The following is a 24,703-nucleotide window of genomic DNA, read 5'->3' as shown; positions in this document are numbered from 1 at the left end:
CCGCTTGATTACAGCTTAAACCGATCAACCGCCTGACGTAATGCCTGGCTTGATTCGTTCAGCATTTCAGTCGAGGTTTTCGTTCTTTCTAAAGCTTGGACTTGTTCATCTGTAGACGCATGCACTTCCTCAGCTGAAGCCGCAGATTCTTCTGAGATTGCAGCAATGCTTTGAATGGAGTCATTCATTTTCTGCTGTTCGTCTGTCATTTCATTGATCTGGGTATGAATGCTGTCAATTGAGCCGACAAGTGCCTGCATTTCCATTGTGATGCTGCTCAGTGCCTCGCCTGTTGCATTAATGGCGTCACCTTGTTCCTCATTCATCTTACTTGCTGCTGTCATCGCTTCAGCCGCCTTCTTCGATTCATCTTGAATGAGCTTGACGGTTTCACTAATGTGTTTTGTTGATTGCGCAGATTGTTCAGCAAGCTTTCTGACCTCTTCTGCAACAACAGCAAATCCTCGTCCGCTTTCTCCGGCTCTCGCTGCTTCAATGCTTGCATTCAGTGCAAGTAAATTCGTTTGATCAGAGATTTCAGAGATGGCGGTCACAACGTTTTCAATATTTTTCGTTTTATGCTCAAGGTCAAGCAGCATTTGCTCCACTTTCTTCGATTCCTCGTTCGCTTGTGTTGATTTTTGAACGAGCATACCTAGTGCATCGAGCCCTCTATAGCCGGCATCTTCAGATGATTTTGAGTTGGCTTGCATTTGCGTAGCAAGCTCACCCATATGACGTACTTTTTCATATAAATGCTCTGATTTCTCATTAATCGTTTCTGCTTCTGATGCCTGCTTAGACGCACCTGTTGCCACCTCTTGAATGGCCGTTGCAATCTGTTCGCTCGACAGTAAGGTTTCATTTGATATTTGTGTGACTTCATCCGTTGATGTCACTACTTGGTCTGAAGCCCCTTTTACTTTTTCAATTAATTCTCTGATCCCCTCGGTCATTTGATTAAAGCTCTTCGTGAGGAAACCAATCTCATCTTGAGATTTCGTTTCAAGCGAGCTGGTTAAATCACCTTCAGACACCTTACGCACATGCTCGATCAGACGCTTGATTGGCGTTGTGATGCTTCTTGCTAATAAGAAACTGAGAATGATCGCAAGAACAATGGCAATGACTGAAATAATGATGCTTGTCTGATTCATTTGTTCTGTGATCCAAAGCAGTTTCTTTTTCTCAAAGCTGACACCTATTGTCCAATCGGCCTCTTTGATTTTAGATATGACCGTCAGTTCTTTGTTATCATCAATACCGGAATTGTCGATCGCTTTTTTTACAGAAGCGACTTTTGATATGTTTTTTCCTTGCTCAGTTGGATGTGCCAAAATCGTTCCTTTGCCATCAACTAAGAAAGCGGTTCCCATATAAGGAATCTTTTGTTCCTTTATATACGATTGAATGGCAGACAGCTTCAAATCAAGTCCTGCGACTCCAACAACCTTTCCATTTCGCACAATTGCCTTGGTGGCTGAGACAACCATTTCATTCGTTGCTTTATCAATATATGGATCTGTCCAAATGACCTCATCAGGCTTTTCAGCCGAATTGATAAACCAATCTCGCTTAGTTGGATCATATCCTTCACCAAAATCAGATTCTGGGAAGGCAAACATTTTACCGTCACTTGTTCCTATATAGGCAAGTGAGATGAGTTCATCCTGCTCCTGCAAGACTTTTAGTTCATCGTTTTCAAAGGCTAATGTTTGTTTTGTTTGCTTTTGTGCAAAATCTTCAGTCAGTGTACTTGTTGCCAGTTTGTTAATTGTATCCCCGTAATTATCAAGCTTTTGTGCAATAATATCTCTCATGCTTTCTGCCGTTGCCGCTGTGGTGGTTTTTGCATCCCGTTCAATGAGTGGTGTTAATACTATGTTGGAACCCACTTGAACGGCCACGACGGTTAAAATTAAAATAACTGAGATGAAAACAGCTATTCTCACTTGAAGTTTCTTAAACATCTCATCACCCCTACATCCTACTTTCGTATCTTATTTTGTATATCGGCAAAATTGGTACCGCATTCAATAGTTGTAAGAAAATTTAAATAGAAAAAAACAAGCCATAAAGGCTTGCTTTAAGTAAAATATTCAATTTTTGCAGACGGAAAGTACTGATCAATATATGATTCTAACGTCTGTCTTAATTCTTGTTCCTCATCTTTTTGGTAGATATATTTCCCAATTCCATATCTACCCCACTTGTATCTTCTTTTTTCTTCATCTAATTCTAATTTTGATTTCGGATAGTTTTTTTGGATCACACGCTTCGCTGGTTTTGTAAAACGATGCTGAATCATCTCAAAGGTGATATCGTCTCTTACATCTTGAGAAAGGGCTGCATCGAGCTTTGCAAAAAGAACTTTATACCCTTCCTGCCAGCCTTCATGGATGTAGATTGGGGCAATAATAAAGCCAAGAGGATAGCCTGCCTTTGCGACCTTTACAGCCGCTTCAATCCGCTGATCAAGCGGTGATGTTCCAGGCTCGAAATATTTAATGACATAGTCCGCATTGATACTAAAACGGAATCTTGTTCGGCCATTATGCTTTGCATCTAACAGATGATCGACATGATGAAATTTAGTGACGAAGCGAAGTTTTCCTAGGTCGGTCTGCCCGAAGTATTCAATCGCTCGTTTGAGAGTATGTGTCAAATGGTCAATTCCTACGATGTCTGAAGTACATGATGCTTCAAATCTCGTGATATCCGGCGCTCGCTCGTTCATGTACTGCTCAGCCTGATCTAATATTTCTTCTACATTGACGTACGTTCGAATGTACGGCTTACTTCCCATTGTTGTTTGCAAATAGCAATAATGACAATGACCCATACAGCCTGTCGCAAATGGGATCGCATACTCTGCAGATGGTTTAGACGTATCAAACTTCAACGTTTTCCTCACACCAATGACAAGCGTTGATTTCGCATTACGATACTTTTGCAAATCATTTTTACCCGGAATATTTCTTACTTGGTTATGTGAAGTCGTTTCTCTTATTTCAATACCCATACCCTCGAACTTTTCCTTCAGCTCTCGTCCTAACGGGTACTCTAGCGCCCTTGGTTCAATGTACACAAGCTGGGGCACAAAAGGTTTGATCATATTTAGCACATCCTTACCTTATAGGTTTTCATACCGTTACTTTAACCGCGCAGGATGGCTTTTATCCTTTCTAAAATCTCCCTTATTCAAACAAATCTTGATAAAGAGCTTCTGCCTCTTCATATGTCGGAAAGACCGCATCATCTGGAGCTAAAGGATGATACGTTTCAAGTAAAAATAGGGCAAGCTCCTCTTCGTTGTATGGATGTGAAACAATTTCTGCTTCTTTGATTTGTGCTACGTTTGCTGCATGTGGATTTCGATAAATCACATATACTTGATCACCCGGTTTATAGTCTGAGAAAGGCAATCTGGTCACCTCCATTTTTCTTATAGGATGCCCCTCTCTCTGCCGGATATGACCCAATATGATAAAATTCGACAAAAAAACCAGACAGGGTTACTGTCTGGTTTGAATTCACTTAGTTAAGTTGAAACGTTTTCTTCACGAAATCAACTACTTCTTCTGTTGTGCTAAGTGATAAAATATGCTCTTTAAATGATGCGGCTTCTTCCTTAGAAAGCTTGCTTAGCTGTGTTCTTGCTGGAAGAATAGATGTTGCACTCATTGAGAATTCATCTAATCCTAATCCAAGTAGAAGTGGGATTGCGATTTCATCTCCTGCCATCTCTCCGCACATGCCAACCCATTTACCTTCTTTATGCGCTGCTTCAATAACAAGCGTAATCAGACGTAAAATCGCTGGATTGTAAGGCTGGTAAAGATAAGACACTCGTTCGTTCATTCGATCAGCAGCCATTGTGTATTGAATCAAGTCATTCGTTCCAATACTGAAGAAATCCACTTCTTTTGCAAATTGGTCTGCGATGACAGCTGTTGATGGAATTTCTACCATTATACCGATTTCAATGGAATCGGATACGTCTGTACCAGCGGCAACCAATGCTTCTTTTTCTTCAAGTAAAATGGCTTTTGCTTCTCTAAATTCTGATAACGTCGCGATCATAGGGAACATAATTTTCAAGTTTCCATATGTACTTGCACGAAGTAAGGCGCGTAGTTGTGTTCTGAAAATCTCCTGTTCTTCGAGGCAAAGGCGGATCGCTCTAAAGCCAAGGAACGGGTTCATTTCTTTTGGAAGCTGCAAGTAAGGGAGTTCTTTATCGCCACCAATATCAAGTGTGCGGACAACAACCGCTTTACCTTCCATCTTCTCTAACACTGTTTTATAAGCATTGAACTGTTCTTCTTCTGTTGGAAGCTGATCTCTGCCCATGTATAAAAATTCTGTACGGTACAATCCGACTGCTTCGCCGCCATTTTCAAGTACACCTTTTACATCTTCAGGTGTTCCGATATTTGCAGCTAGCTCTACGTGAACGCCGTCTTTTGTGACCGTTGGCTGGTCAACCAGTTTCGCCCATTCCGCTTTTTTAGCTAAATAGTCTTCATGCTTTTTTTGATACGCTTTCACTTCATCTTCAGAAGGCTGAATGATGACGTCTCCGCTAATACCATCGACAATGATCAGATCATTGTTTTTCACCGTTTTTGTTGCTTCTTTTGTTCCAACAACTGCTGGAATCTCCATTGATCTTGCCATGATCGCTGAGTGAGAAGTACGACCGCCGATATCTGTCGCAAAACCTTTGACGAATTGTCTGTTCAGCTGAGCAGTATCAGAAGGTGTTAAATCTTCAGCGATGATGATGACTTCTTCAGAAATCATGCTTGGATTTGGAATGTCAACGCCTAGCAAATGTCCAGTTACACGTTTTGTTACGTCGCGAATATCCGCTGCACGTTCCTTCATGTATTCATTGTCCATTGCTTCGAACATGGTGACAAACATTGTCGCTGTTTCTTTTAAAGCAAATTCAGCATTTACTTTATCAGAGTTGATTTTATCCTTTACTGGGTTTAGCAGTTCCGGATCACTTAACACAAGAAGGTGTGCAGAAAAGATATCTGCTTTGTCTTGGCCAAGCTCTTTTAGCGCATGTTCTTTAATTGCTTCAAGTTCTTGTTTAGAAACATGAATTGCTTCTTCAAAACGCTTCACTTCTGTCTCTGGATCGTTGATGTCTTTTTGGTGAACTGTTAAATCTGGTTCTTCCAGACGATATGCTTTTGCAATCGCAACGCCTGCTGAAGCACCGATTCCTTTCAGTTGTTGCATTACTCGCCTAGGCCTTCACTTTTCATTGTGTCTTTAAGCGCAGCAAGTGCATCATTTTCATCAGAACCAGAAGCAGAGATTGTGATTGTAGCACCTTTCGCAATTCCTAGAGACATTACACCCATAATAGATTTCAGGTTCACTGTTTTACCATTATATTCTAAGTTGATATCAGCATCATATTTACTAGCAGTTTGTACAAGAACTGTTGCAGGACGTGCGTGAATTCCAGAATCTGCAGTTACTTTGAATGTTTGTTGAGCCATTTTTATCAATCTCCTTTTTATACAATTAATACATCCACAATATTATATCATACTGCCGAGCTTGTCATCTAACAAGAACGGCAGTTATGAAAATTATTTTGAAATTTTCATGATGTTTTCTTGCCCAGCTTTGATTTCACCGGATTCTTGAAGGTCAATAAATTGTCCTTCACTTAAGTTGGTAAATACAATTGGTGTCATCAAAGATGGTACTTCAGAATTAATTTTATCAATATCAACCTCTAAGAGTTTTTGACCGATTTCTACTTGATCTCCCTCTTGTACAAATGCTTCAAATCCTTCTCCTTTGAGGCTGACCGTATCAATACCGAAGTGGATTAAAATTTCAAGTCCTCCATCAGATTGCAGGCCAATTGCGTGTTTCGTTGGGAATACATTTAAGATCTTCCCTTTCACCGGTGAAACCACCGTTCCATCTGTTGGCAAGATGGCGAAACCGTCACCCATCATTTTCCCTGAGAATACTTGATCTGGTACATCTGTAATTGGATGAAGCTCCCCTGTAATTGGTGAAGCAAAGATTTCTTCACCTTGCTCGTTTTGAAGCGGTTTTGCAATGACTTCTTCGACCTGCTGGCTGACTTCTTCTTTTGCAGAAGGGTCTTTAGCTGGGCGAGGCGTGCGGCCTGCAATGATGTCCTGCATTTGTGTTTTTAAATTATCAGAGCGTGGTCCGAAGATGGCCTGGATGTTGTTTCCTACTTCGAGAACTCCTGATGCACCAAGCTTTTTCAAGCGGTCCTTGTCCACTTTCTTCTGATCATTAACAGTGACACGTAAACGCGTAATACAAGCATCAAGGTGTTTAATGTTTTCTTGGTCACCCATCGCTTCAAGAATTTCATAAGGTAAGTCATTACCCTTTTCAGACTTAGCACTATCTGCACCGTCAGCTGCTTCATCCTCGCGGCCTGGCGTTTTTAGATTAAATTTGCGAATGGCGAATCTAAATCCGAAGTAATAAATAGCAGCAAGTACGAGACCAACTGGAATCACAAGCCACCAAGCGGTTCTGTTTGGCAAGATACCGAATAAGAAGAAGTCGATTAATCCTCCTGAGAAGGTCATACCGATTTTCACGTTTAGAATATCCATTATCATAAAGGATAATCCAGCAAATACACAGTGGATGGCAAATAACACTGGTGCAACAAACAAGAATGAGAATTCAAGCGGTTCAGTAATCCCTGTTAGGAAAGAAGTCAGGGCTGCCGATCCCATAATTCCAGCGACAAGCTTTTTATTCTTTGGTTTTGCTTCATGATAAATCGCAAGTGCTGCTGCTGGCAAACCAAACATCATGAACGGATATTTCCCTGTCATGAATGTACCAGCTGTCAGCTGAACACCATCTTTGATCTGTGCCATGAAGATACGCTGATCACCACGGACAAGCTCACCTGATAAGCTCTTATAACTAAAGAACTCATACCAGAATGGCGAGTAGAAAATGTGGTGCAGACCAAACGGAATTAATGAACGTTCAATCACACCGAATACAAAGGCAGCAAGCGGCTCATTCGCTGCGAGCAGTCCTGTTGAAAACGAGTTCAGTGCACCTTGGATTGGCGGCCAAATGACGAGCATCAAAAGCCCTAAAATAAGTGCTGAAATAGATGTAACGATTGGAACAAAACGTTTACCAGCAAAGAAGCCGAGATATTGCGGGAGCTCAATTTTATAAAATTTATTATACATATAAGCTGCTAATACCCCGACAATAATCCCGCCGAAGACGCCGGTAGACAAGGTCGGAATGCCGAGCATATTAATATACGCTGGATGGCTTTCCTTAAAGAACTTAGCCAATTTAATTGAATCGGATGGAATCGATCCATTGGCCATTAATACGGCGCTCATTGTCACGTTCATGACAAGATAACCGATAATTGCGGCAATCCCTGCCACACCGTCCCCATTAGCAAGACCGATGGCAACCCCTACAGCAAATAAGAGCGGAAGATTTGAGAAGACAATGTTCCCTGCATTTTCCATGACGCTTGCAACAAGCTGAATTGTATCATTGCTTAAAAATTGAGCCACATCAATCAGCTGCGGATTTTGCATCGCATTCCCAAGCGCTAGTAAAATACCAGCAGCAGGAAGGATCGCAACTGGAAGCATAAGTGCTCGTCCAATTTTTTGCAACACACCAAAAAGTGATTTAAACACTGGTTGAACCTCCTTTTGTTTTCGCTTACAACATACATGCGGGACGCTCCCTGACGCACATTTCATAATTAACCGTTTACATTTCACTTTCAAACACAAAAAAAGGCATGGTGATATAAGGTTGCGCAAATAACAGGATCTTATCCTGTATTTACCTTAAGTCACTCATGCCTGATCGAATCAGTTACACGTTTCAAGGAAACTATGAAATTTTATTTGTCAATCTGTACAGATGAAGTGTCAGGTAGACAGCCTCCGCATCCTGTACAGGCTTTTTCAATGCATGTTGTAATATTTTGATCATTTTCCAAGCAGTATTGTAGCATAAAGGATATTCATTTTTCAATAGATGAAGCAATTTTTCTGGCTCCTCTAAAGATTCTTCCCGTTTAATACGCTCAATCGAAAACGTAATATGGCGCAATAAGCGTAAATAATGAATACTTTCTCTGTCTACTTTCATATGAAAAGAATCTTCTATGACTTGGACCATTTGCGTGATGAGCTGCGAATGACGGTTCACCTCAGATAATGGCCGATTCGTCAAAGCCGAGTGAATATGGAGCGCAATAAAACCAATCTCTCCTTCTGGCAGCTTTGTTTCGGCATCTGAGCGCTCGTTAATTAGCTCAACGACTTCCTTTGCGACCTCGTATTCTTTCGGATACAGCGATTTAGTCTCAAGCATAAAGGGATTGGTGATATCATATCCTTGCTGCACCCGCTTAAAACTAAAAGCAATATGGTCAGTCAGGGCAATATGAATATGCTCATTCAAACGGTGTCCCATTTTTTCTCGTATATGATAAATGACGTCATTGGCAAGCTCGATCATGTTCTCGTCAATGTGGTGAAGCAGCTGTTTATATTCTGTTTGTTCTTTTATATTTTTAAGTACAAACATTTTTTCAAATGTGTCTTGATCGAGAACATCACCCGATTTTTTCCCAAAGCCGATTCCTTTCCCAATCAGAACCACTTCGCTCCAAGAAGGGTGTCTTGCGATGATGACATTATTATTTAACGCTTTATCAACGGTGAAGGATTCCATGAACATCCCCACCTCCTTCTTATTCAATCCCTCTTATCGTACAAAACAGATGAAACGTGCGTCAACGATTGTTTTTGAAAACGGTGGTTGATCGCTCGATCAGGCGAAATGGCAGCATTCTTTTTTCTGGTGCCTCTCCCTTTATAGCCCGGTCGAACAAGTCAAACGCTTCCTGCCCCATTCGTTTAAGCGGAATGTCAATGCTGGAAATCCCCAAAGCCTCACTCAATTGATCATTTTGAAAGCCGAGTATGGCTGGAAATTCTCCTACTTTTATATGATGACGCTGCGCCTCTAATAAAAAGCCTGCTGATACGTCATCATTTGTGATGAATAATGCTGTGGGGCGATTCTTCATCTCCTGCCACTCTGTAAATAATTGTTTTCCATCAAAAAGTGTTAGCTTCCCTTCGATGATCCATTCTTCATCTATCTCCTGCCCAAGCGATTTCATCATATCTTGATAAGCTTGAAGACGTGATTGGCTGTTTGCTCCTTCTATTCTGGCTAGAACAATCGCGATTCGCTGATGCCCGCATGCTGCTAAATGATGCAGCCCTTCTTTAAATGCTTGATCATGTGCAATCGACACCGTTGAGCAGTCTTCAATTGGCGCCGGATGGCAAAAAATAATCGGTCCGGATTCCTGCCACCTTAAAATGTCTCGATCACTTAACGCATTTGAGCAAAAGATTAACCCATCCACGCGGCGCTCTTTTAAACTCATCAATGCTTCTTTTTCTTTTAAAGGATCATACCCTGTTTGAAACAAAGCAAAATGCATACTGCGCGCCTGTGCTTTCTCGGCAATCCCTGTGACAAGTCTGCTGAAATAAGAATGATCAATCGTTGGAAGAACGATGCCAAGCATATTTGAATAGCCCTTTGCTAAATGTACAGCCTGAATGTTTCTCGTATATTTAAGCTCTTTCATCGCATGTAGAACACGTTCTCGTTTTTCTTCTTTGACATAAGGATGATCATTCAACACACGTGATACAGTTGTCACAGATACGCCCGCTCTTTTCGCAATCTCCCTTATGTTTGACATTTTTTCTCCTACTTTCTCTTGATATGGTAAGCGTTTCATACTTTAAGATGTATGTGAGCTGAACAAATCACTGGATGGAAAGGGGAATTCAAGATGGGGTTCATCATATGGATTATATTATGTATGACTGTTTTGTTTTCTGCTCGTTTTGCACTACATCCTTTAGGAAAAGAACATAAAATCAAACCGTTTCAATCAATTGATGATTTTTTTGTTGATAAGGATCGAAAAGAGTGACAAAAAATCACGATGACACTTCCAAGGCATGGACGTTCATCGTGATTTTTTTATTACTTGATGATCGTCAGTGCTTTCGGATAATTGGTTAAAGTGACTGGACCGTCTGCTGTGATCAGTACATCATCTTCAATTCTGACGCCGCCGACTCCTGGAACATAGATTCCCGGTTCGATCGTATACACCATGCCTTCTTGGAGAAGATCATCATTTGCCTGGCTCATAGAAGGAAACTCATGAACAGACACCCCTAGACCATGCCCAAGGCGGTGAGGGAAATAGTCCCCATATCCAGCTTCTGTGATCAGCCCGCGTGCTTTTAAGTCCAGGTCCCCAATTCTCACGCCCGGCTTACTCATTTCAAGTGCCGCCATTTCTGCGTTCAGGACGGTTTGATAGATGTCCTTTTGCTTGTCAGAAGCTTCCTGGTAGATGAATGTTCTTGTAATGTCTGAGCAATACCCATCAACAATGACACCAAGGTCAAATAACACAAAGTCGCCTTTTTTTAAGGCAGCATGTCCTGGATTCCCATGAGGCTCTCCTGATTTTTCGCCAAAGAGAACCATCGTCGAAAAGGACATGCCTTGAATGCCTTTTTTCTTTAGTTCATATTCAATGACAGCGAGCACTTCTGTTTCGGTGATTCCTTCTTTTAAGGCGTCCACCCCAATTTTTACCCCTTCATCTGCCAATTGAGCGGCTTTTTTCAGTGTAGCAATTTCAGATTCATCTTTAATCAGTCTTAGCTGATTGAGCTCTTCTTCTGCCCGGACAAAAGTTTCTGCCCCAGTGGCAGCTTGGAGCTGCTCTGCTCTTTGAAGCGGAATCGACTCTTTTTCAATGGCAAGTCGAGTTGCTCTTACACCGCGTTTTTCTACTGCTGATTGAATGAAAGCAAATGGATTCTCATGGTCTTCATAACCAATGATATCGCCTGACCATCCAGCATTTTTCGCCTGCTCAACTTCCATTTTAGGTAAAATAAAAAATGGATCTGCCTCTTGAAACACAAACAGCCCCATTACTCTTTCATGCGGCTCTGTGAAGTATCCAGATAGATAAAACACATTTTCCTTTGTATGTATAAATGCACCTTGAATGTCTTTTTCCTTTAGCCAAGAAGACAAGCTCTTCATTCGGTTCATCGTGATCCTCCTCACACGTTTTACTACTGATCTATTGTATCAGTTTTTGCTGTATTTCGCACAAAAGCGCACTGGCAGAAGCCAAGTGCGCTATGAATAATTTGCTTAAGATGCACGAAGCAGACGCAGTCCATTTAAAATGACCAAAATCGTACTTCCTTCATGCCCGATGACGCCAAAAGGCAAATCAAGGACTTGTAAGAAATTTGCACAAATTAACAAACAAATCACCGTTAATGAGAAAATCATATTTTGTTTAATGATTCGATTCATCTTTCTTGAAAGACGGATCATCTTCGTTAAGTTATTTAAATTGTTCTTCATTAAGATCAGATCTGCTGTTTCTAATGCCACGTCTGTGCCTCCACCCATCGCAACCCCCACATCTGCTGTGGCGAGTGCCGGTGCATCATTGATTCCATCTCCTACCATGATGATGGAATTACCTTGTTTTTTTAGTTGATTGACCTCATGTACCTTTTCATCTGGAAGGCACTCAGCGACAACCGTTTGGATGCCGGCTTCCTGCGCAATGGCTTCAGCCGTTTTTTGCTGATCTCCTGTCAGCATGACGGTTTGGATGCCTAAATCATTCAGCTCTTGAATCATTTTTTTAGCTTCAGGTCTAATTTGATCCTTAAGGCCAAGGCAGCCAACGACTTCTTGATTCTTTTGAACATACACCACTGTATTTCCTTTTTCAGAAAGATGCTCTCCTGTCTTTTCAATCTCGCTGTCCATTGAAGCCTTGCCGGCAAAGTCTTTCTTCCCAATCCGCCACGTTTCTCCATTCAATTGTGCCTTTACACCAAAACCAGAGGTTTCTTCAATGGTGACATGAGCTGATCTTTCTACGTGATGCTCTTTTGCCATATCAGAGATCGCTTTCGCTAACGGATGGTTTGATTGACTTTCAATTTGATAAAGCGCCTGATAAAAAGCAGCTTCCTCTTGTCCTTTAGCTATCACAACTTGCTCTACAGCTGGCTTTCCGCTTGTAATCGTCCCCGTTTTATCAAAAGCAATCATGCTGCTTGTGCCTAGCTTTTCTAAAAAGACGCTCCCTTTGACAAGCATTCCGTTTCTTGCGCCGTTTGATATTAGTGACAAAGCAGCTGGCATAATGGATGCAACAAGCGCACAAGGTGATGCAACAACCATAAACACCATGGCCCGGTAGAAAGTTTCACTCATGCTCCAGCCTAGTACAAAATGAGGCAGAACCATTAAAATCGCGACGGTGATCAGCACACCTTTTACATACACACCTTCAAATTTTTCAATAAATGCCTGACTTGGTGACACACTTTCTTGAGCCGATTCGACAAGTTTAATAATTTTATGGAAAAGCGTTTCTTCATTATATTTGGTGACTTCTACTGTTAAAGAACCATTTAAGTTCACTGTTCCTGCAAACACGTCTTCGCCCTGCCCTTTTTCCTGTGGCACAGACTCACCCGTGAGCGCAGATTCATCCACACTTGTTCTCCCGCTTAAAATCACACCATCTGCTGCAATACGTTCCCCAGCTTTGATCATGATACGGTCACCTGGTGTTAAAGATGAAGCAGCGATTTGAATGGTCGTGCCACCTTCTTCAATTAAAGTCGCTTCATCTGGTGCAATGCTCATTAAGGCAGTTAAATCCTTCTTGCTTTTATTTGACGTATACGTTTCAAGCGCACCACTAAGTGAGAAAATAAAAATTAAGATAGCGCCCTCTGCCCAATATCCAATGATAGCTGAGCCTATGGCTGCAAAAATCATTAAAAGTTCAACATTCAAGCTTTTAGACGAAATGGTTTCTTCAATTCCTTCCTTCGCCTTTGCAAAACCTCCAATCATAAACGCAAGGATAAATAAAGGAATACTCCACATGCTCTCATCCTTTAAAATCCATCCAATCAAAATGAGAATCCCCGAGATACCTGCTGCTATTAATTCTCCGTGCTGTGCCCATTGACGAAGGGACCATTTCGATTCCTTTTGATTTGTTGTTTGATAAAGTGCTGTATTCTCATTCATGATTGTTTTCTCCTCTCTAATTGATAATGGTTTTCACATCATCAATCGTTGCCCGTTTCCTTTTTTCATCTATATTTTCTGCTATTTCAAGCTTTTTAAAGGTCTGTAATTCATTATAACAGGTTCTGATTAATTTTCAATTAATAATTATTATAATTTCTTTTTGATAATAATTATCATTATTAACATGGACCATTCCGTCTTCTTCTGAGCACAGTTTATTCAGATGAAAAGCAATTGAACACTAAAAAAGAACCGAAGGAATGATCCTTGGTTCTTGACAATAAGGTTTCGTTCTAAAAATTCGTCCACTCTTTGATTTGTTTTTTCGTCAGTGGACCTACATGATTTTTCACTATTTCCCCTTTTTCATTTATCAAAAAGGTGGTTGGAATGGTGATGATTTGGTATTTCTTCATCATTTCTCCTCGCTCATCTAGAATGACCGGGAATGTAAACTTTCTGTCTTTCACAAATTGGGCAACCGCATGTTTACTTTGTTCAGCACCTAATAAATTCACAGTCAAAATCTCAACATCACTCTGATTTTCTTTCACGATCTGGTCAAATACGGGCAGCTCCACTTTGCAGGACGGGCACCATGTTGTCCAAAAATGCAAAATGGTTTTTTTTCCTTTCGTCGGAATCATCTGCGTTTCACCAGTTAATGTAGGAGCCTCTATCCTTGGCGCCATAGCGGGCTCTTTTGCTTCAGCCTCGGTGCCTATGAGAAATAGAAGCAGGATTATCATGAGAAGACTGGCGGGTAGATATTTACGATTCATCAGGATCTTCCTTCCCAGTTTTCTTATAGCTTGCCCTCTCAACACAATGACATTCAAGCTTTTTTCATTCTAAGAAACATGGAAACGCCGAGCTCCTTACAAATCGTCGCATAATGCAGTGCAGTCAGCAGCAGCATGCCCGTATTCATTCCTAATATAACCCCCATCATATTTAAGCTTTCAATTGAACCAAGAAAATAGATCATAGAAAACGAGACGACATGCACCCATATATTATGTAGGAACACATCTTTAATGAGCCCCATACCGATTAAACACGCTTGAAATGGCATCACAAACAGGTGGCATAAAAAGTATGGCCAAAGCAGCTGTAAATACACAGCAGCTTGCGGTGAATCAAAAAAGAGCTGTGTGAGCGGATAAGCAAAATAATACATCACCATCACGGCCGGCACCCCGTACCCAAACGTAATGATTATTGCCTGCCTGACACGTTTTTTCACAAGATCATACTGACCTAAAGCATAGGCTTCAGATACATTGGGAATCATCACAATCATGATCGAATGAGCGATAAACGCTGGGAAAAAACCAATCGACATCGCGACACCAGCCAGCATGCCGTAATGATCAACAGCAAGTGTGCCAGAGATGCCTGCTGCAATAAGCGCTCCTTTGATTAAAAACGGTTCTATCGCATTGGCGATCGCATGAAAAATCCGCATGCCCGTTGTCGGAATGGAGACGGCTAATAGGCGCTTTCTCACGTCAATCCCTCTTAATTCAACAGACCTGACATTGACAGCATTTTTCGCCATGACGTATTGGGAGTATAAATATATAAAGACGACGAGATCACTCGCGACAATAACACCGATGGCAATGAGTACCGCTGTTTCAATATCAAACGAATACCAATGGAAGAACAAAAACAAGCAGATAAGCTGGATCGTTTTCTTCAGCATATTGGCGAGAGCGATTCTGCCCATTTGCTGCTTTCCCATAAAATAACCGCGTGCGATAGAGGTAAACGCAATAATCGGAATGAGAGACAGCACCAGCCCTTTCATGAGCGGATGATACGACTGAAACACAGGAATGAACGGCAGTACAATCGCTGCGATTCCCGTTGTTGTACATGTCACCACAAGCGTCATTTTAAACGCATGGCGGAGCATACTTTTATGGAGCCGCTCATGCGATTCTGCAATGAATTTAGAAATGGAGACTGGCAGCTCTAAGCTGGCGATCACAAGGACAAGCATGATGATTGGAAGGATACTCATATATAGACCCATTCCATGTTCTCCAAGCTCTCTCGCTAAAATCATATTGACTAAAAACTCGATACACTCCGCAATGAAAGCTGCGACAGATAGCAGAATGACCCCTTTTACAAATCGATTCATGTAGCCTCCCCTTTGTCTAAAAGCAAATTCTTTTCACATTCTATGAGACAAGTCCTGAAAATATTTTGATAAATGAAGACAAAAAAAGAAGCGATCTGATTGATCACTTCTTTGCAGATTGTTGACAAAGGGCTAAAATGATCTTTATTTTAGTCCTTTGTCTTCTTTTCAGCGTGATAGAAAACCTTTGCAGTCTAGGAAGGACGAGTACTGGCGCGGAGCGAATTTGACATTCGTGAGCACCAGCACGCAGGACTGACACCGAATGCGAGGGTTTGTCTACACGCTGAAAGAAGCGATCTGATTGATCACTTCTTTTCTTTATACGGCAAATACGTGACGACCGATACGTTCTACAATTTTTCGGGAACGAATCCAGTTATCTGTTGCCGTTTTGGGATTATAAAAATATATGGCCTTTGTTGTTCTGTCATGTTCTTTCACTACCTGTTTCACAGCTTTAACAGAATCTTGATCTGCTTTATCATGAATACTTCCATTCGATACTGGCTGGAAAGCATTACGCTGATAAATAACACCTTTGACACTGTCAGGAAAAGAGCGATGCTCCACCCTGTTTAAGACGACGCTTGCCACAGCTTTTTTACCTGCGTAAGATTCACCTTTCGCTTCAGCATGTACCAATCGTGAGAGCAGCTCCATTTCTTCATTAGAATAGCGTTTGGCGCTTTCCTCATTCGTCGTTTCTGATTTTACTCTTTTCTTTTGCTTCGTTTTTGAAGCCTTTTTTTCTGTAGACGTACTTAGCATTTTGACTTTCGGCTGACGCTTCTCCTCTGAAAATGCTGGGATGACTTGATCGTGATCATCTTGATCTATATATGAAAGCTCATGCTTAACAGGTGCTTGTGAAAGTTCGTGACTTAGTGTGCCTTGCTGCTCTTGTATGTTGTCCATCTTCATGGCTGCGACCAGCATAAGGATGACAAAAAGAGCTGTATGAATTTTCATCATTCGCCTCATTCCTCCTTTAATCAAAGTAGGCGGTAAGATACTTGTCCACTCTAACAAGAGCTCCTTCTATTTTCACGCACAAAGATTTACATGCTTGTCCAAATTCCGTCATTAAATAGCATGTTTTAGTTGAATTGCGTATTAACTGGAATTGTCAGCGCTTAAAAAGGCCCTTTTTCCGCCTATAATCATCCTTATGCTCCTGATTATGGGTTATTACATTTTCTTTTCAGATGTATCAAGCTCGTTTAAAGTGTGACAAAAGAACTAAAATAAAAAAGCTTTCTCTCATCAATGAGAAAAAGCTTTAGCTTCTTGCTTCTGTAAGATATTCAAAAATAACATCTCCACCATGTTTCGCAATGCCGCGAAAATGCTTAAAATCATCTTGATTCACCAAGACCGAACGAAACGTTAAAAAATCATCTTTTTGGATGGTCACTTGCTTTTCCGTCCCATTTCGTAACGATTCAAGTATTGTGAGGATTTGTTCTTCAGTCAAAAAAACCGCTCCTTTACAGCCATTATCAAATATTAAATATACCATCCGTTAGAAAAGCATACAACGAAAACGAAACAAAAACGTCTTTATCCTTTACATTGGTATGAAAATATTGCAAAATACTTTTTAATAGGGAATGAAATCTGTTTTTAAAGGAGAGGGATCGGTTGAAGATTGCAAAGATTGGTAATGTGATCGAATTTAGAAATGGTTTAACAGGTGTAGTTGAAAAAGTGAATGAAAACTCTGTCATTGTGGATGTCACCATTATGGACAACTATAGAGATTTAGAACTGGATTCACTAACAGTCGTTAATCATAAAAACTATAAAATCATCAAAGACTCCGTACATTAATTTGCAATCCTCAATTTAGACTATCGTTACATACGTAAATACGAAGCAAAGCTGCTTATGTTTTGTCAAAATGGTGATTCGATTTCAATTACCTTTTACTTTTAATAAAAAAAGTGATGAGATGCAGTATTAGCTCTAGGCAGGAGAAACTAATATGCAAAATTCAAATGATATCATTATACGTTTTGAGAAAATGGAAGACGCTGAAACTACTTTAGACATCCAGACATCAGTGATTGCTGAATCAAATTATTTACTTACAACGCCTGAAGAAAACAAAAAAACCCTTTTAGAACACAAGAAATGGATACAAAAAAGAATAGAGAATGAAAACGAAACGTACATAGTTGCTCAAAAAGTCGGAAAAGTCATTGGGTGGATAGGATTTGAAAATGGATCAAATAGAAAAAGAACTGCTCACGCAGGTTCATTCGGTTTGATGGTTCATAAGAGCTTTAGAGGTTTAGGCGTAGGGGAATGTTGCTAACAGCGTTATTAAATTGGGCAGAAAAGAATCCTTCGATCGAAAAGGTTAGTTTAGCCGTATTCTCCACAAATCAAAAGGCCATTTCTTTGTACAAAAAGATGGGATTCATAGAAGAAGGACGTAAAATAAAAGAATTTAAAATAAGTGAACATGAATACTGGGATGATGTTTTAATGTATAAGCTGGTTTAATACTATAAAAACAGATTGCAAAAATAAGGACATAACATAAATTGAGTCATCAATTTGTTATGTCCTTTTCTTATTATTTTACCTGTATGAGTGTCAGTCTTTTTGCGTATGAAAGGTTTGCATTTCCGCTTTCGTCTTGTACATGTCGACTTCCTCGGGGGTGATAACGCCTTTATCAATCAAAAGTGCAATCACTCCAAGCAATGTGGAGGCACTCCATTTATATCGTTCTTTGTTTTGATGTTCGAGCATTTGAAGCTCTTCTCTTAGCTCCATCAGCAGCTTCTCTGTCTGTTCTTCTTTGTTTGCCAACTCAAACGCCTCCGTTTTCCATTCATTGCCCCTATTTTATCTCAAAGCAAATAGGATAAGCAAAAAACACGATTCATCTTTACAAACATACGTTCTGTCATATATAATATATTTACGAGCTGGTAGCCCCCAGCCGTCCTAGCAAGTTCTATTCCCATTTGTATGAGAAGAGCGACATGACTCTTCTCTTTTTTTATAACTTCAGCCTGATTGATTCATTTCAACCCCATAAAAAAAGACATGTCATCAGGCATGTCTTTTCCTATTGATTAGCGATTATCAATCGTTTCTGGATACATATCATGGTTCATCATACGATATGATGCCATTTCTTCATATTTGGTACCAGGTTTTCCGTAGTTCGTGTAAGGGTCAATTGAAATACCGCCTCTTGGTGTAAATTTGCCCCATACTTCAATGTATCTTGGGTCCATCAATTCAATGAGATCGTTCATCATAATGTTCATACAATCCTCATGGAAATCACCATGGTTACGGAAGCTGAACAAATATAATTTTAGTGATTTACTTTCGACCATGATTTCATTTGGAATATAGCTGATATAAACCGTCGCAAAATCCGGCTGACCTGTTTGCGGACAAAGTGACGTAAATTCTGGGCAGTTGAATTTCACAAAATAATCTCTATTTGTATGTTTATTTGGAAATGTTTCAAGCACTTGTGGTGCATAATCAAACAAATAATTGGTCCCTTGATTTCCTAGTAAAGTGACACCTTCTAATTCTTCTGGTTTTCTTGTCGTCATGTCGTCTCTTCCTTTCTATACGCCTCGTTTATTTCCCCACAATAATGTGTGCAGCTGCGGTAGCACTCTTACGCGATTTAAGTCTCGATCTTGCGCTACTTGATCGACAAGCGCTTCATATTTCTTTAATAAATGCGTCAATAAGTACGCATCATCACCTGTCGTCGTGTCATCATTTCCTACCTGCAAATAAAAAGGAAGCTCTGGGTATTTCGCATGAACATCCTTCGCATAGGCTAGATCGCGATCGTCAAAGATCACGACCTTCAGGCTTGCATGCTGCAATCTATTTCCGCTTTTCAGTTCATCTATGATACGTGTTAGTTTCGTAAAATCTGTTTTCATATTCGAGCTTGGCGGCTTTGGAGAAATGGTTAAATCATCGATTTTCAAAAACCAGTCCTGATACATCGTCCCTTGTGTTTCAAGCGCTGTATCAATTCCTTCTTCGTGCAGCAAATCAATGAGTGATTCCATTTGTTTTAAAAGGGCAGGGTTTCCTCCTGAAATGGTGACATGAGAAAAAGCCTGTCCGCCTATTCTTTTTAATTCTTTGACAATGTCTTCTGCTTGAAGCCACTGAATGTCATGCTTCGCTGAGCCATCCCATGTAAAGGAGGAATCACACCAGCTGCATGAGTAGTCACAGCCAGCCGTTCTGACAAACATGGTTTTTTGTCCAATGACCATTCCTTCTCCTTGAATGGTCGGACCAAAGATTTCTAATACAGGAATCGCTTTAGCCATTGTTTTCAACTCGTTTCGGCCGGTAAATGCAGTAGCTTGTTGGTGTCTCCCTCACAAAGACCTGAACACATACTGGGTTATTTGCTAAAGTCGATAAATACGCTGCGACTTTGTCATGGACTGTCTTTGCCACAACCTCTGTAGTAGGCATCGCGTATGGATCGGTTGATGAGAATTCCTTATGATCATTGAGCAGCGTGTGATCATACTGACCATGAATGAGCTTCTTCAATGTACTAAAATTGACAAGGAAACCCGATTCATCTAGGTCGTCTCCCGCAATGGTTATATTGATGGTGTACGTGTGACCATGTACGCGGCTGCAAGCACCTGCATCTTCTCTTGGGATGAAATGGGCAGCCGATATATGCATATCTTTGTTCAATTCAAATGAGTATGGATGATTCGTTTGTGGATAGATTTGAGAAAGCATTTATTTTGCCTCCTTCATTTCCATATAAGTGTCATAGCCATTTTTCCGAAGCTTACACGCAGGACATTCCCCGCAGCCATCAGAAATGATGCCATTATAGCAAGTGAGCGTTTCATTTTTCACAAAATCCAATGCATTCAGCTCGTCCGCGAGCTTCCATGTTTCTGCTTTATTGAGCCACATAAGTGGTGTATGGATCACAAATGGTTTTTCCATGGCCAAATTCACTGTGACATTACAAGACTTTACAAACTCGTCACGGCAATCTGGATAGCCGCTGAAGTCTGTTTCACATACACCTGTGATAATATGTCTTGCTCCGATTTGATACGCAAGAATAGAAGCGAAGGATAAGAATACTAAGTTTCGTCCTGGTACAAATGTGGAAGGCAGCTCTCCTTCTTTTTCCTCAATGTCAATGTCATCTCTTGTTAAAGCATTTGGTGCAAGCTGATTCAAAAGAGACATATCTAATAGATGATTCTTCACACCTAACTTGTCAGCAATTCTTTTGGCGACATCAATTTCTTCTTGATGACGCTGATTATAATGAAAGGTCACGGTTTCTACCTCTTCGAATTGTTGAAGTGCCCATAATAAACATGTCGTACTGTCTTGTCCCCCACTAAAGACAACGACTGCTTTTTCATTTTTCATTTTCTGTTCTCCTCCTTTTGCAGATCTATACACTCGTACAAAGATGCATCTGAAAGGCTCTTGAAAACCCCTATTTTTCTCAAAAGAAAAGACACCTTTACATGTGTATGAGGTGTCCCAGCCATAAAAAATAAAAAATGCCACATCCAAGGATACGGCAAGTCCTTAGTTTTTTATAGAGGGTTTTGCTAGAACCTCTCCCGTTTACACGGATTTTTGTTCAATTTTCACAGAGGATAGTGTACCACATATTTTTCATGTAGGCTATCCCTTCTTTACTTATCAAGAGATGCAGGTACTTTCTTTAGACAAAGAAAGAGGATAAAAAAGATGCTCACATATCCAAAAATAGGATAAACCGTTGATATCAATGTACCGTAACCAATTTTACTAATCACATAGCAGCATAGGAGAATAAGGGATACTGTCAAGACACTGTTCATCCGAATATACGCCCTCACCTGTCTCTCCAGCCCATATAAATTGCCTATGACGGATGTAAAGACTTCGCCGAAGATCACAAATAAATAAATGAGGTGAATGGAATTTGCTACTTGATACACTACCTGAGCCATTGGAATATCAAATGCCTCCAGCATATCTAATGAAGAAAGAGATAAAAAGCATGCCAGTAAAATAACTGTCAGCATGACGCCCCCAAGCACAGCTCCCTTTTTAATCACCGCTTCAGAGGTCATTTCATTTGCGACGGGCACTAACACTGCTTGAGAAAGTGCTAAATTAAAAGCACCATATGAGATAGCTGATAAAATCCACTCTCCCTCACCCATTTGCAGCGCAAGAACATAACTTTCACTACTGCTAAAAACGAATGAATCAAGAAACACGATCAATGAAAAGAAAATAAGCATTGGGACAACGAGAACATTGACACCAAATAATCCTTTTGAACCTTTCAAAAGCACCATGACGCTCAGAATGATCGTCAAAAAGATCCCATATTCCTTTGATATGCCAAGCTGCTCTTCAAATATAGCACCTGTGCCAGAAATCATCACTGAAGTGACGCCTAGTAAAATAAAAAACATGACGACATTAATATACCTGCTTGCAGCAGCGCCAAATAGAAACCGGTTCATATCTTGATAAGACTCTGCTTCAATTCGTTTAGAAATGAGCATCATTTTTGCCCCAAGTCCAGTAAAAATAGCGCCGCTAATCAAGATTCCGAATAGTCCAATCCAGCCAAAACGAACAAAAAATTCTACGATTTCTTTTCCTGTCGCAAACCCAGCTCCAACCACTGTTCCTACATATACAAAGGCAAGCTGAAAAGCGGATTCATTTGAACGTTTCATGTGACCCCTCCGCACCCATCACTTTCGATTGTCTTTTTTTATCCTATGAGACAAGTTCCTTGAAAAGAAGGACAAACCATGATTAAATGCAAAAAAAGGATTTTTACCCGGCTTTGAGCAAAACAGTTGAAAGTCAAAATAGGTCAGAGTATACTATAGTCAAAGATGGTCAAACAATAGACCATTTTCTTTAACACTCATTGGTCAAATAAAGTCAAACTTTATCATAAGGAGGTCATGGCAAATGTGTTGTCAACATTGTCAAGTAAATGAAGCAACTATTCGCCTGAATATGCAAGTGAATTCATCCCGGAGCCAAATGGTTTTATGTGAAGACTGCTACACCTCTTTAATGGAGCAGTCAAAAATGAAAATGGGACCTCAATTGTTCGGGGGAAGCTCATTCTTCTCTCACCCAACAGAACATGCACAAAGCATACAGCAGCCAAAGCAAAAAGGCTTACTCGATGAACTTGGCCGAAATTTAACAGATGGCGCAAATGCTGGTTTAATTGATCCAGTCATCGGCCGTGATGAAGAAGTCGCAAGAGTCATTGAGATTTTAAATAGAAGAAATAAAAATAACCCTGTTCTGATTGGTGAACCAGGTGTTGGGAAAACAGCGATCGCTGAAGGACTCGCACTGAAAATTGCGAGTGGCGATGTACCAAATAAATTAAAGAACAAACAAATCTATTTATTAGATGTCTCCTCCCTTGTAGCGAATACAGGGATACGTGGCCAATTTGAGGAAAGAATGAAGCAGTTAATTAAAGAACTGCAAAGCCGTAAAAATATTATCTTATTTGTAGATGAAATCCATCTTCTTGTAGGCGCAGGATCTGCCGAAGGGTCAATGGATGCTGGAAACATCTTAAAACCAGCCCTTGCACGAGGCGAGCTGCAGCTAGTAGGTGCGACGACATTAAAAGAATATCGTCAAATTGAAAAAGATGCCGCACTTGAACGACGCTTCCAGCCCGTCATTGTGGATGAGCCAACACAAGATGAAGCGATCGAGATTTTAAAAGGCATTCAAGATAAGTACGAAAGCTATCATGGCGTCACCTATTCAGACGAAGCCATTCAAGCGTGTGTCCAATTATCTTCGCGGTATATTCAAGACCGTCATCTGCCGGATAAAGCTATTGATTTAATGGATGAAGCAGGTTCAAAAGCGAACCTCTCCATTGATGCAGCAAGTGAAGATGAACTAACGAATCGTCTGACAGAAATCGCTGCTGAAAAACAAGCTGCTTTAAAAGAAGAACAATATGAAAAAGCGGCGAAGCTTCGAGATGAAGAAGAAGCCATTGAAGCAAGACTTCAAAACAAAACAAATGACAAAGAACATGTCGTCACAGCAGAAGACATTCAAGCCATTGTGGAACAAAAAACAGGCATCCCTGTCGGCAAACTGCAAGCAGACGAACAAACCAAAATGAAAGAAATTGACGTCCGCTTAAAAGCACGGGTGATCGGTCAAGAACATGCGGTTGAAAAAGTAGCAAAAGCTGTGAAAAGAAGCAGAGCCGGATTAAAATCAAAACATAGACCGACAGGCTCCTTCCTTTTCGTTGGACCAACAGGTGTCGGGAAAACCGAATTGTCAAAAACACTGGCTGAAGAATTATTCGGTTCAAGAGATGCGATCATCCGTTTAGATATGAGTGAGTACATGGAGAAACACTCAGTATCAAAACTCATCGGTTCTCCTCCAGGTTACGTTGGACATGATGAAGCAGGCCAGCTGACAGAAAAAGTGCGCAGAAAACCATACAGCATCATTTTGCTGGATGAAATCGAAAAAGCACATCCTGATGTGCAGCATATGTTCCTTCAAATCATGGAAGATGGCCGGTTAACAGACAGCCAAGGCAGAACCGTCAGCTTTAAAGATACTGTTATCATCATGACAAGTAACGCAGGAAGCACAGATAAAACGGTCAAAGTCGGCTTCCAGTCTGATCAGGAAGAAGCGATTGAGGAACAATCACTCATTGATTCACTCAGCGCCTATTTCAAACCAGAATTCTTGAACCGTTTTGACAGCATCATTCAGTTCGACTCATTAGATAGAGATGATTTAGTGAAGATTGTGGATCTTCTGCTCAATGAGCTGTCAGAGCAATTAAAAGAGCAGAATTTAACAGTCCACGTGACAAAAGAAGCGAAGAGAAAAATTGCAGAACTTGGATATCATCCTGCATTTGGTGCTCGTCCACTGCGAAGAACCATTCAAGAGCACGTTGAAGATCAAATGACGGAAATATTGCTTGAAGAAGAAAAGCTTTCAAGATTTACTGTAGATGTTGAAGATGACGAAATTGTAGTAAAAAAAGGATAAGTACATCCTAAGAAGGATCTACAGCTCCATCATGTTGCGGCGTCTAAGTTCCACCCGCACGCCGACGCTCCCCCGCCTCTTTTCCTTTACGATAAAAGAAAAAGAGGTGGATCACATGATGAATTGGAGCTATGATCTTGTCAAAATCATGTATGAAGAAAAATTAAAAGAGCTGCTTTTAGATGAAACTGCTCAAAGAAATTAAAAAGAAAACTCCCTTAATATCAG

22 protein-coding genes, 1 pseudogene and 1 riboswitch are annotated in these 24,703 nt (G+C 40.6%); of the genes and pseudogenes, 3 read left to right on the top strand and 20 right to left on the bottom strand.

The features are described from left to right. Window positions 1–8: 8 nt before the first annotated feature. The 14 genes from C6W21_RS02240 to C6W21_RS02175 form a co-directional block, all read right to left on the bottom strand. A complete protein-coding gene (locus C6W21_RS02240; RefSeq protein ID WP_106049156.1) occupies window positions 9–1,970 on the bottom strand; it encodes a methyl-accepting chemotaxis protein in 1,962 nt (653 codons plus the stop codon). A gap of 116 nt (window positions 1,971–2,086) precedes the next feature. Beyond that, a complete protein-coding gene (gene splB, locus C6W21_RS02235) occupies window positions 2,087–3,115 on the bottom strand; it encodes a spore photoproduct lyase (protein ID WP_106049155.1) in 1,029 nt (342 codons plus the stop codon). An 82-nt stretch (window positions 3,116–3,197) separates the two neighbouring features. Beyond that, a complete protein-coding gene (locus C6W21_RS02230; protein WP_044331928.1) occupies window positions 3,198–3,440 on the bottom strand; it encodes a transcriptional regulator SplA domain-containing protein in 243 nt (80 codons plus the stop codon). Window positions 3,441–3,537: 97 nt separating this feature from the next. Beyond that, on the bottom strand, window positions 3,538–5,256 hold the full coding sequence (ptsP, locus tag C6W21_RS02225; protein WP_106049154.1) for a phosphoenolpyruvate--protein phosphotransferase: 1,719 nt from the start codon (window positions 5,254–5,256) through the stop codon (window positions 3,538–3,540). Next, window positions 5,256–5,522 carry a phosphocarrier protein HPr gene (locus C6W21_RS02220; protein ID WP_003211078.1) on the bottom strand — a complete coding sequence of 89 codons (267 nt, stop codon included), beginning with the start codon at window positions 5,520–5,522 and terminating at the stop codon, window positions 5,256–5,258. The genes ptsP and C6W21_RS02220 overlap by 1 nt, the downstream gene beginning before the upstream one ends. A gap of 93 nt (window positions 5,523–5,615) precedes the next feature. Next, window positions 5,616–7,715 carry a glucose-specific PTS transporter subunit IIBC gene (ptsG, locus tag C6W21_RS02215; protein ID WP_106049153.1) on the bottom strand — a complete coding sequence of 700 codons (2,100 nt, stop codon included), beginning with the start codon at window positions 7,713–7,715 and terminating at the stop codon, window positions 5,616–5,618. A 202-nt stretch (window positions 7,716–7,917) separates the two neighbouring features. Then, window positions 7,918–8,772 carry a glucose PTS transporter transcription antiterminator GlcT gene (glcT, locus tag C6W21_RS02210; protein WP_106049152.1) on the bottom strand — a complete coding sequence of 285 codons (855 nt, stop codon included), beginning with the start codon at window positions 8,770–8,772 and terminating at the stop codon, window positions 7,918–7,920. 55 nt (window positions 8,773–8,827) lie between these two features. Beyond that, entirely contained in the window at window positions 8,828–9,817 is a 990-nt protein-coding gene (locus tag C6W21_RS02205; RefSeq protein ID WP_106049151.1) for a LacI family DNA-binding transcriptional regulator, read from the bottom strand. A gap of 290 nt (window positions 9,818–10,107) precedes the next feature. Continuing rightward, a complete protein-coding gene (locus C6W21_RS02200) occupies window positions 10,108–11,202 on the bottom strand; it encodes a M24 family metallopeptidase (protein WP_106049150.1) in 1,095 nt (364 codons plus the stop codon). A gap of 105 nt (window positions 11,203–11,307) precedes the next feature. Beyond that, the gene (locus C6W21_RS02195; RefSeq protein ID WP_106049149.1) at window positions 11,308–13,227 is read right to left on the bottom strand and encodes a heavy metal translocating P-type ATPase; all 1,920 of its coding nucleotides are present in this window, start codon (window positions 13,225–13,227) and stop codon (window positions 11,308–11,310) included. A gap of 296 nt (window positions 13,228–13,523) precedes the next feature. Further along, complete coding sequence (gene stoA, locus C6W21_RS02190; RefSeq protein WP_106049148.1) at window positions 13,524–14,012, bottom strand: endospore biogenesis thiol-disulfide oxidoreductase StoA; 489 nt, start codon at window positions 14,010–14,012, stop codon at window positions 13,524–13,526. A 53-nt stretch (window positions 14,013–14,065) separates the two neighbouring features. Further along, entirely contained in the window at window positions 14,066–15,382 is a 1,317-nt protein-coding gene (locus C6W21_RS02185) for a polysaccharide biosynthesis protein (RefSeq protein WP_106049147.1), read from the bottom strand. A gap of 321 nt (window positions 15,383–15,703) precedes the next feature. Further along, window positions 15,704–16,357, bottom strand: a complete 654-nt coding sequence (locus C6W21_RS02180) for a cell wall hydrolase (protein WP_106049146.1) — start codon at window positions 16,355–16,357, stop codon at window positions 15,704–15,706. A gap of 307 nt (window positions 16,358–16,664) precedes the next feature. Next, window positions 16,665–16,859, bottom strand: coding sequence for a hypothetical protein (locus C6W21_RS02175; RefSeq protein WP_024424688.1), 195 nt, complete (start codon window positions 16,857–16,859; stop codon window positions 16,665–16,667). Window positions 16,860–17,026: 167 nt separating this feature from the next. Here C6W21_RS02175 and C6W21_RS02170 point away from each other — a divergent pair, with 167 nt between their 5' ends. Next, window positions 17,027–17,215 carry a YkvS family protein gene (locus tag C6W21_RS02170; RefSeq protein ID WP_003211747.1) on the top strand — a complete coding sequence of 63 codons (189 nt, stop codon included), beginning with the start codon at window positions 17,027–17,029 and terminating at the stop codon, window positions 17,213–17,215. A gap of 154 nt (window positions 17,216–17,369) precedes the next feature. After that, window positions 17,370–17,893: pseudogene (locus C6W21_RS02165) on the top strand (GNAT family N-acetyltransferase). A 93-nt stretch (window positions 17,894–17,986) separates the two neighbouring features. On the opposite strand, the gene C6W21_RS02160 reads toward C6W21_RS02165, so the two are convergent. The 6 genes from C6W21_RS02160 to C6W21_RS02130 all read right to left on the bottom strand — a co-directional run bounded on the left by C6W21_RS02160 (window position 17,987) and on the right by C6W21_RS02130 (window position 22,128). Then, complete coding sequence (locus C6W21_RS02160) at window positions 17,987–18,205, bottom strand: hypothetical protein (protein ID WP_106049145.1); 219 nt, start codon at window positions 18,203–18,205, stop codon at window positions 17,987–17,989. 269 nt (window positions 18,206–18,474) lie between these two features. Continuing rightward, on the bottom strand, window positions 18,475–18,972 hold the full coding sequence (queF, locus tag C6W21_RS02150) for a preQ(1) synthase (RefSeq protein WP_106049144.1): 498 nt from the start codon (window positions 18,970–18,972) through the stop codon (window positions 18,475–18,477). A gap of 15 nt (window positions 18,973–18,987) precedes the next feature. Continuing rightward, on the bottom strand, window positions 18,988–19,719 hold the full coding sequence (gene queE, locus C6W21_RS02145) for a 7-carboxy-7-deazaguanine synthase QueE (protein WP_106049143.1): 732 nt from the start codon (window positions 19,717–19,719) through the stop codon (window positions 18,988–18,990). Continuing rightward, window positions 19,712–20,152 carry a 6-carboxytetrahydropterin synthase QueD gene (gene queD, locus C6W21_RS02140; protein WP_106049142.1) on the bottom strand — a complete coding sequence of 147 codons (441 nt, stop codon included), beginning with the start codon at window positions 20,150–20,152 and terminating at the stop codon, window positions 19,712–19,714. Before queD ends, queE begins: the two co-directional genes overlap by 8 nt. Continuing rightward, a complete protein-coding gene (gene queC / locus C6W21_RS02135) occupies window positions 20,153–20,809 on the bottom strand; it encodes a 7-cyano-7-deazaguanine synthase QueC (RefSeq protein ID WP_024424683.1) in 657 nt (218 codons plus the stop codon). A gap of 159 nt (window positions 20,810–20,968) precedes the next feature. Beyond that, window positions 20,969–21,013: riboswitch (PreQ1 riboswitch) on the bottom strand. A gap of 71 nt (window positions 21,014–21,084) precedes the next feature. Then, on the bottom strand, window positions 21,085–22,128 hold the full coding sequence (locus tag C6W21_RS02130; protein ID WP_106049141.1) for a YkvI family membrane protein: 1,044 nt from the start codon (window positions 22,126–22,128) through the stop codon (window positions 21,085–21,087). Window positions 22,129–22,372: 244 nt separating this feature from the next. Here C6W21_RS02130 and C6W21_RS02125 point away from each other — a divergent pair, with 244 nt between their 5' ends. Then, the gene (locus C6W21_RS02125) at window positions 22,373–24,475 is read left to right on the top strand and encodes an ATP-dependent Clp protease ATP-binding subunit (protein WP_106049140.1); all 2,103 of its coding nucleotides are present in this window, start codon (window positions 22,373–22,375) and stop codon (window positions 24,473–24,475) included. Window positions 24,476–24,703 lie beyond the last annotated feature (228 nt).

Source organism: Bacillus sp. NMCN1, assembly GCF_002998085.1.
Taxonomy (GTDB): domain Bacteria; phylum Bacillota; class Bacilli; order Bacillales; family Bacillaceae; genus Bacillus.
Note: the sequence above shows the minus strand (reverse complement) of the source record. Positions and strands in the feature narration are given on the sequence as shown.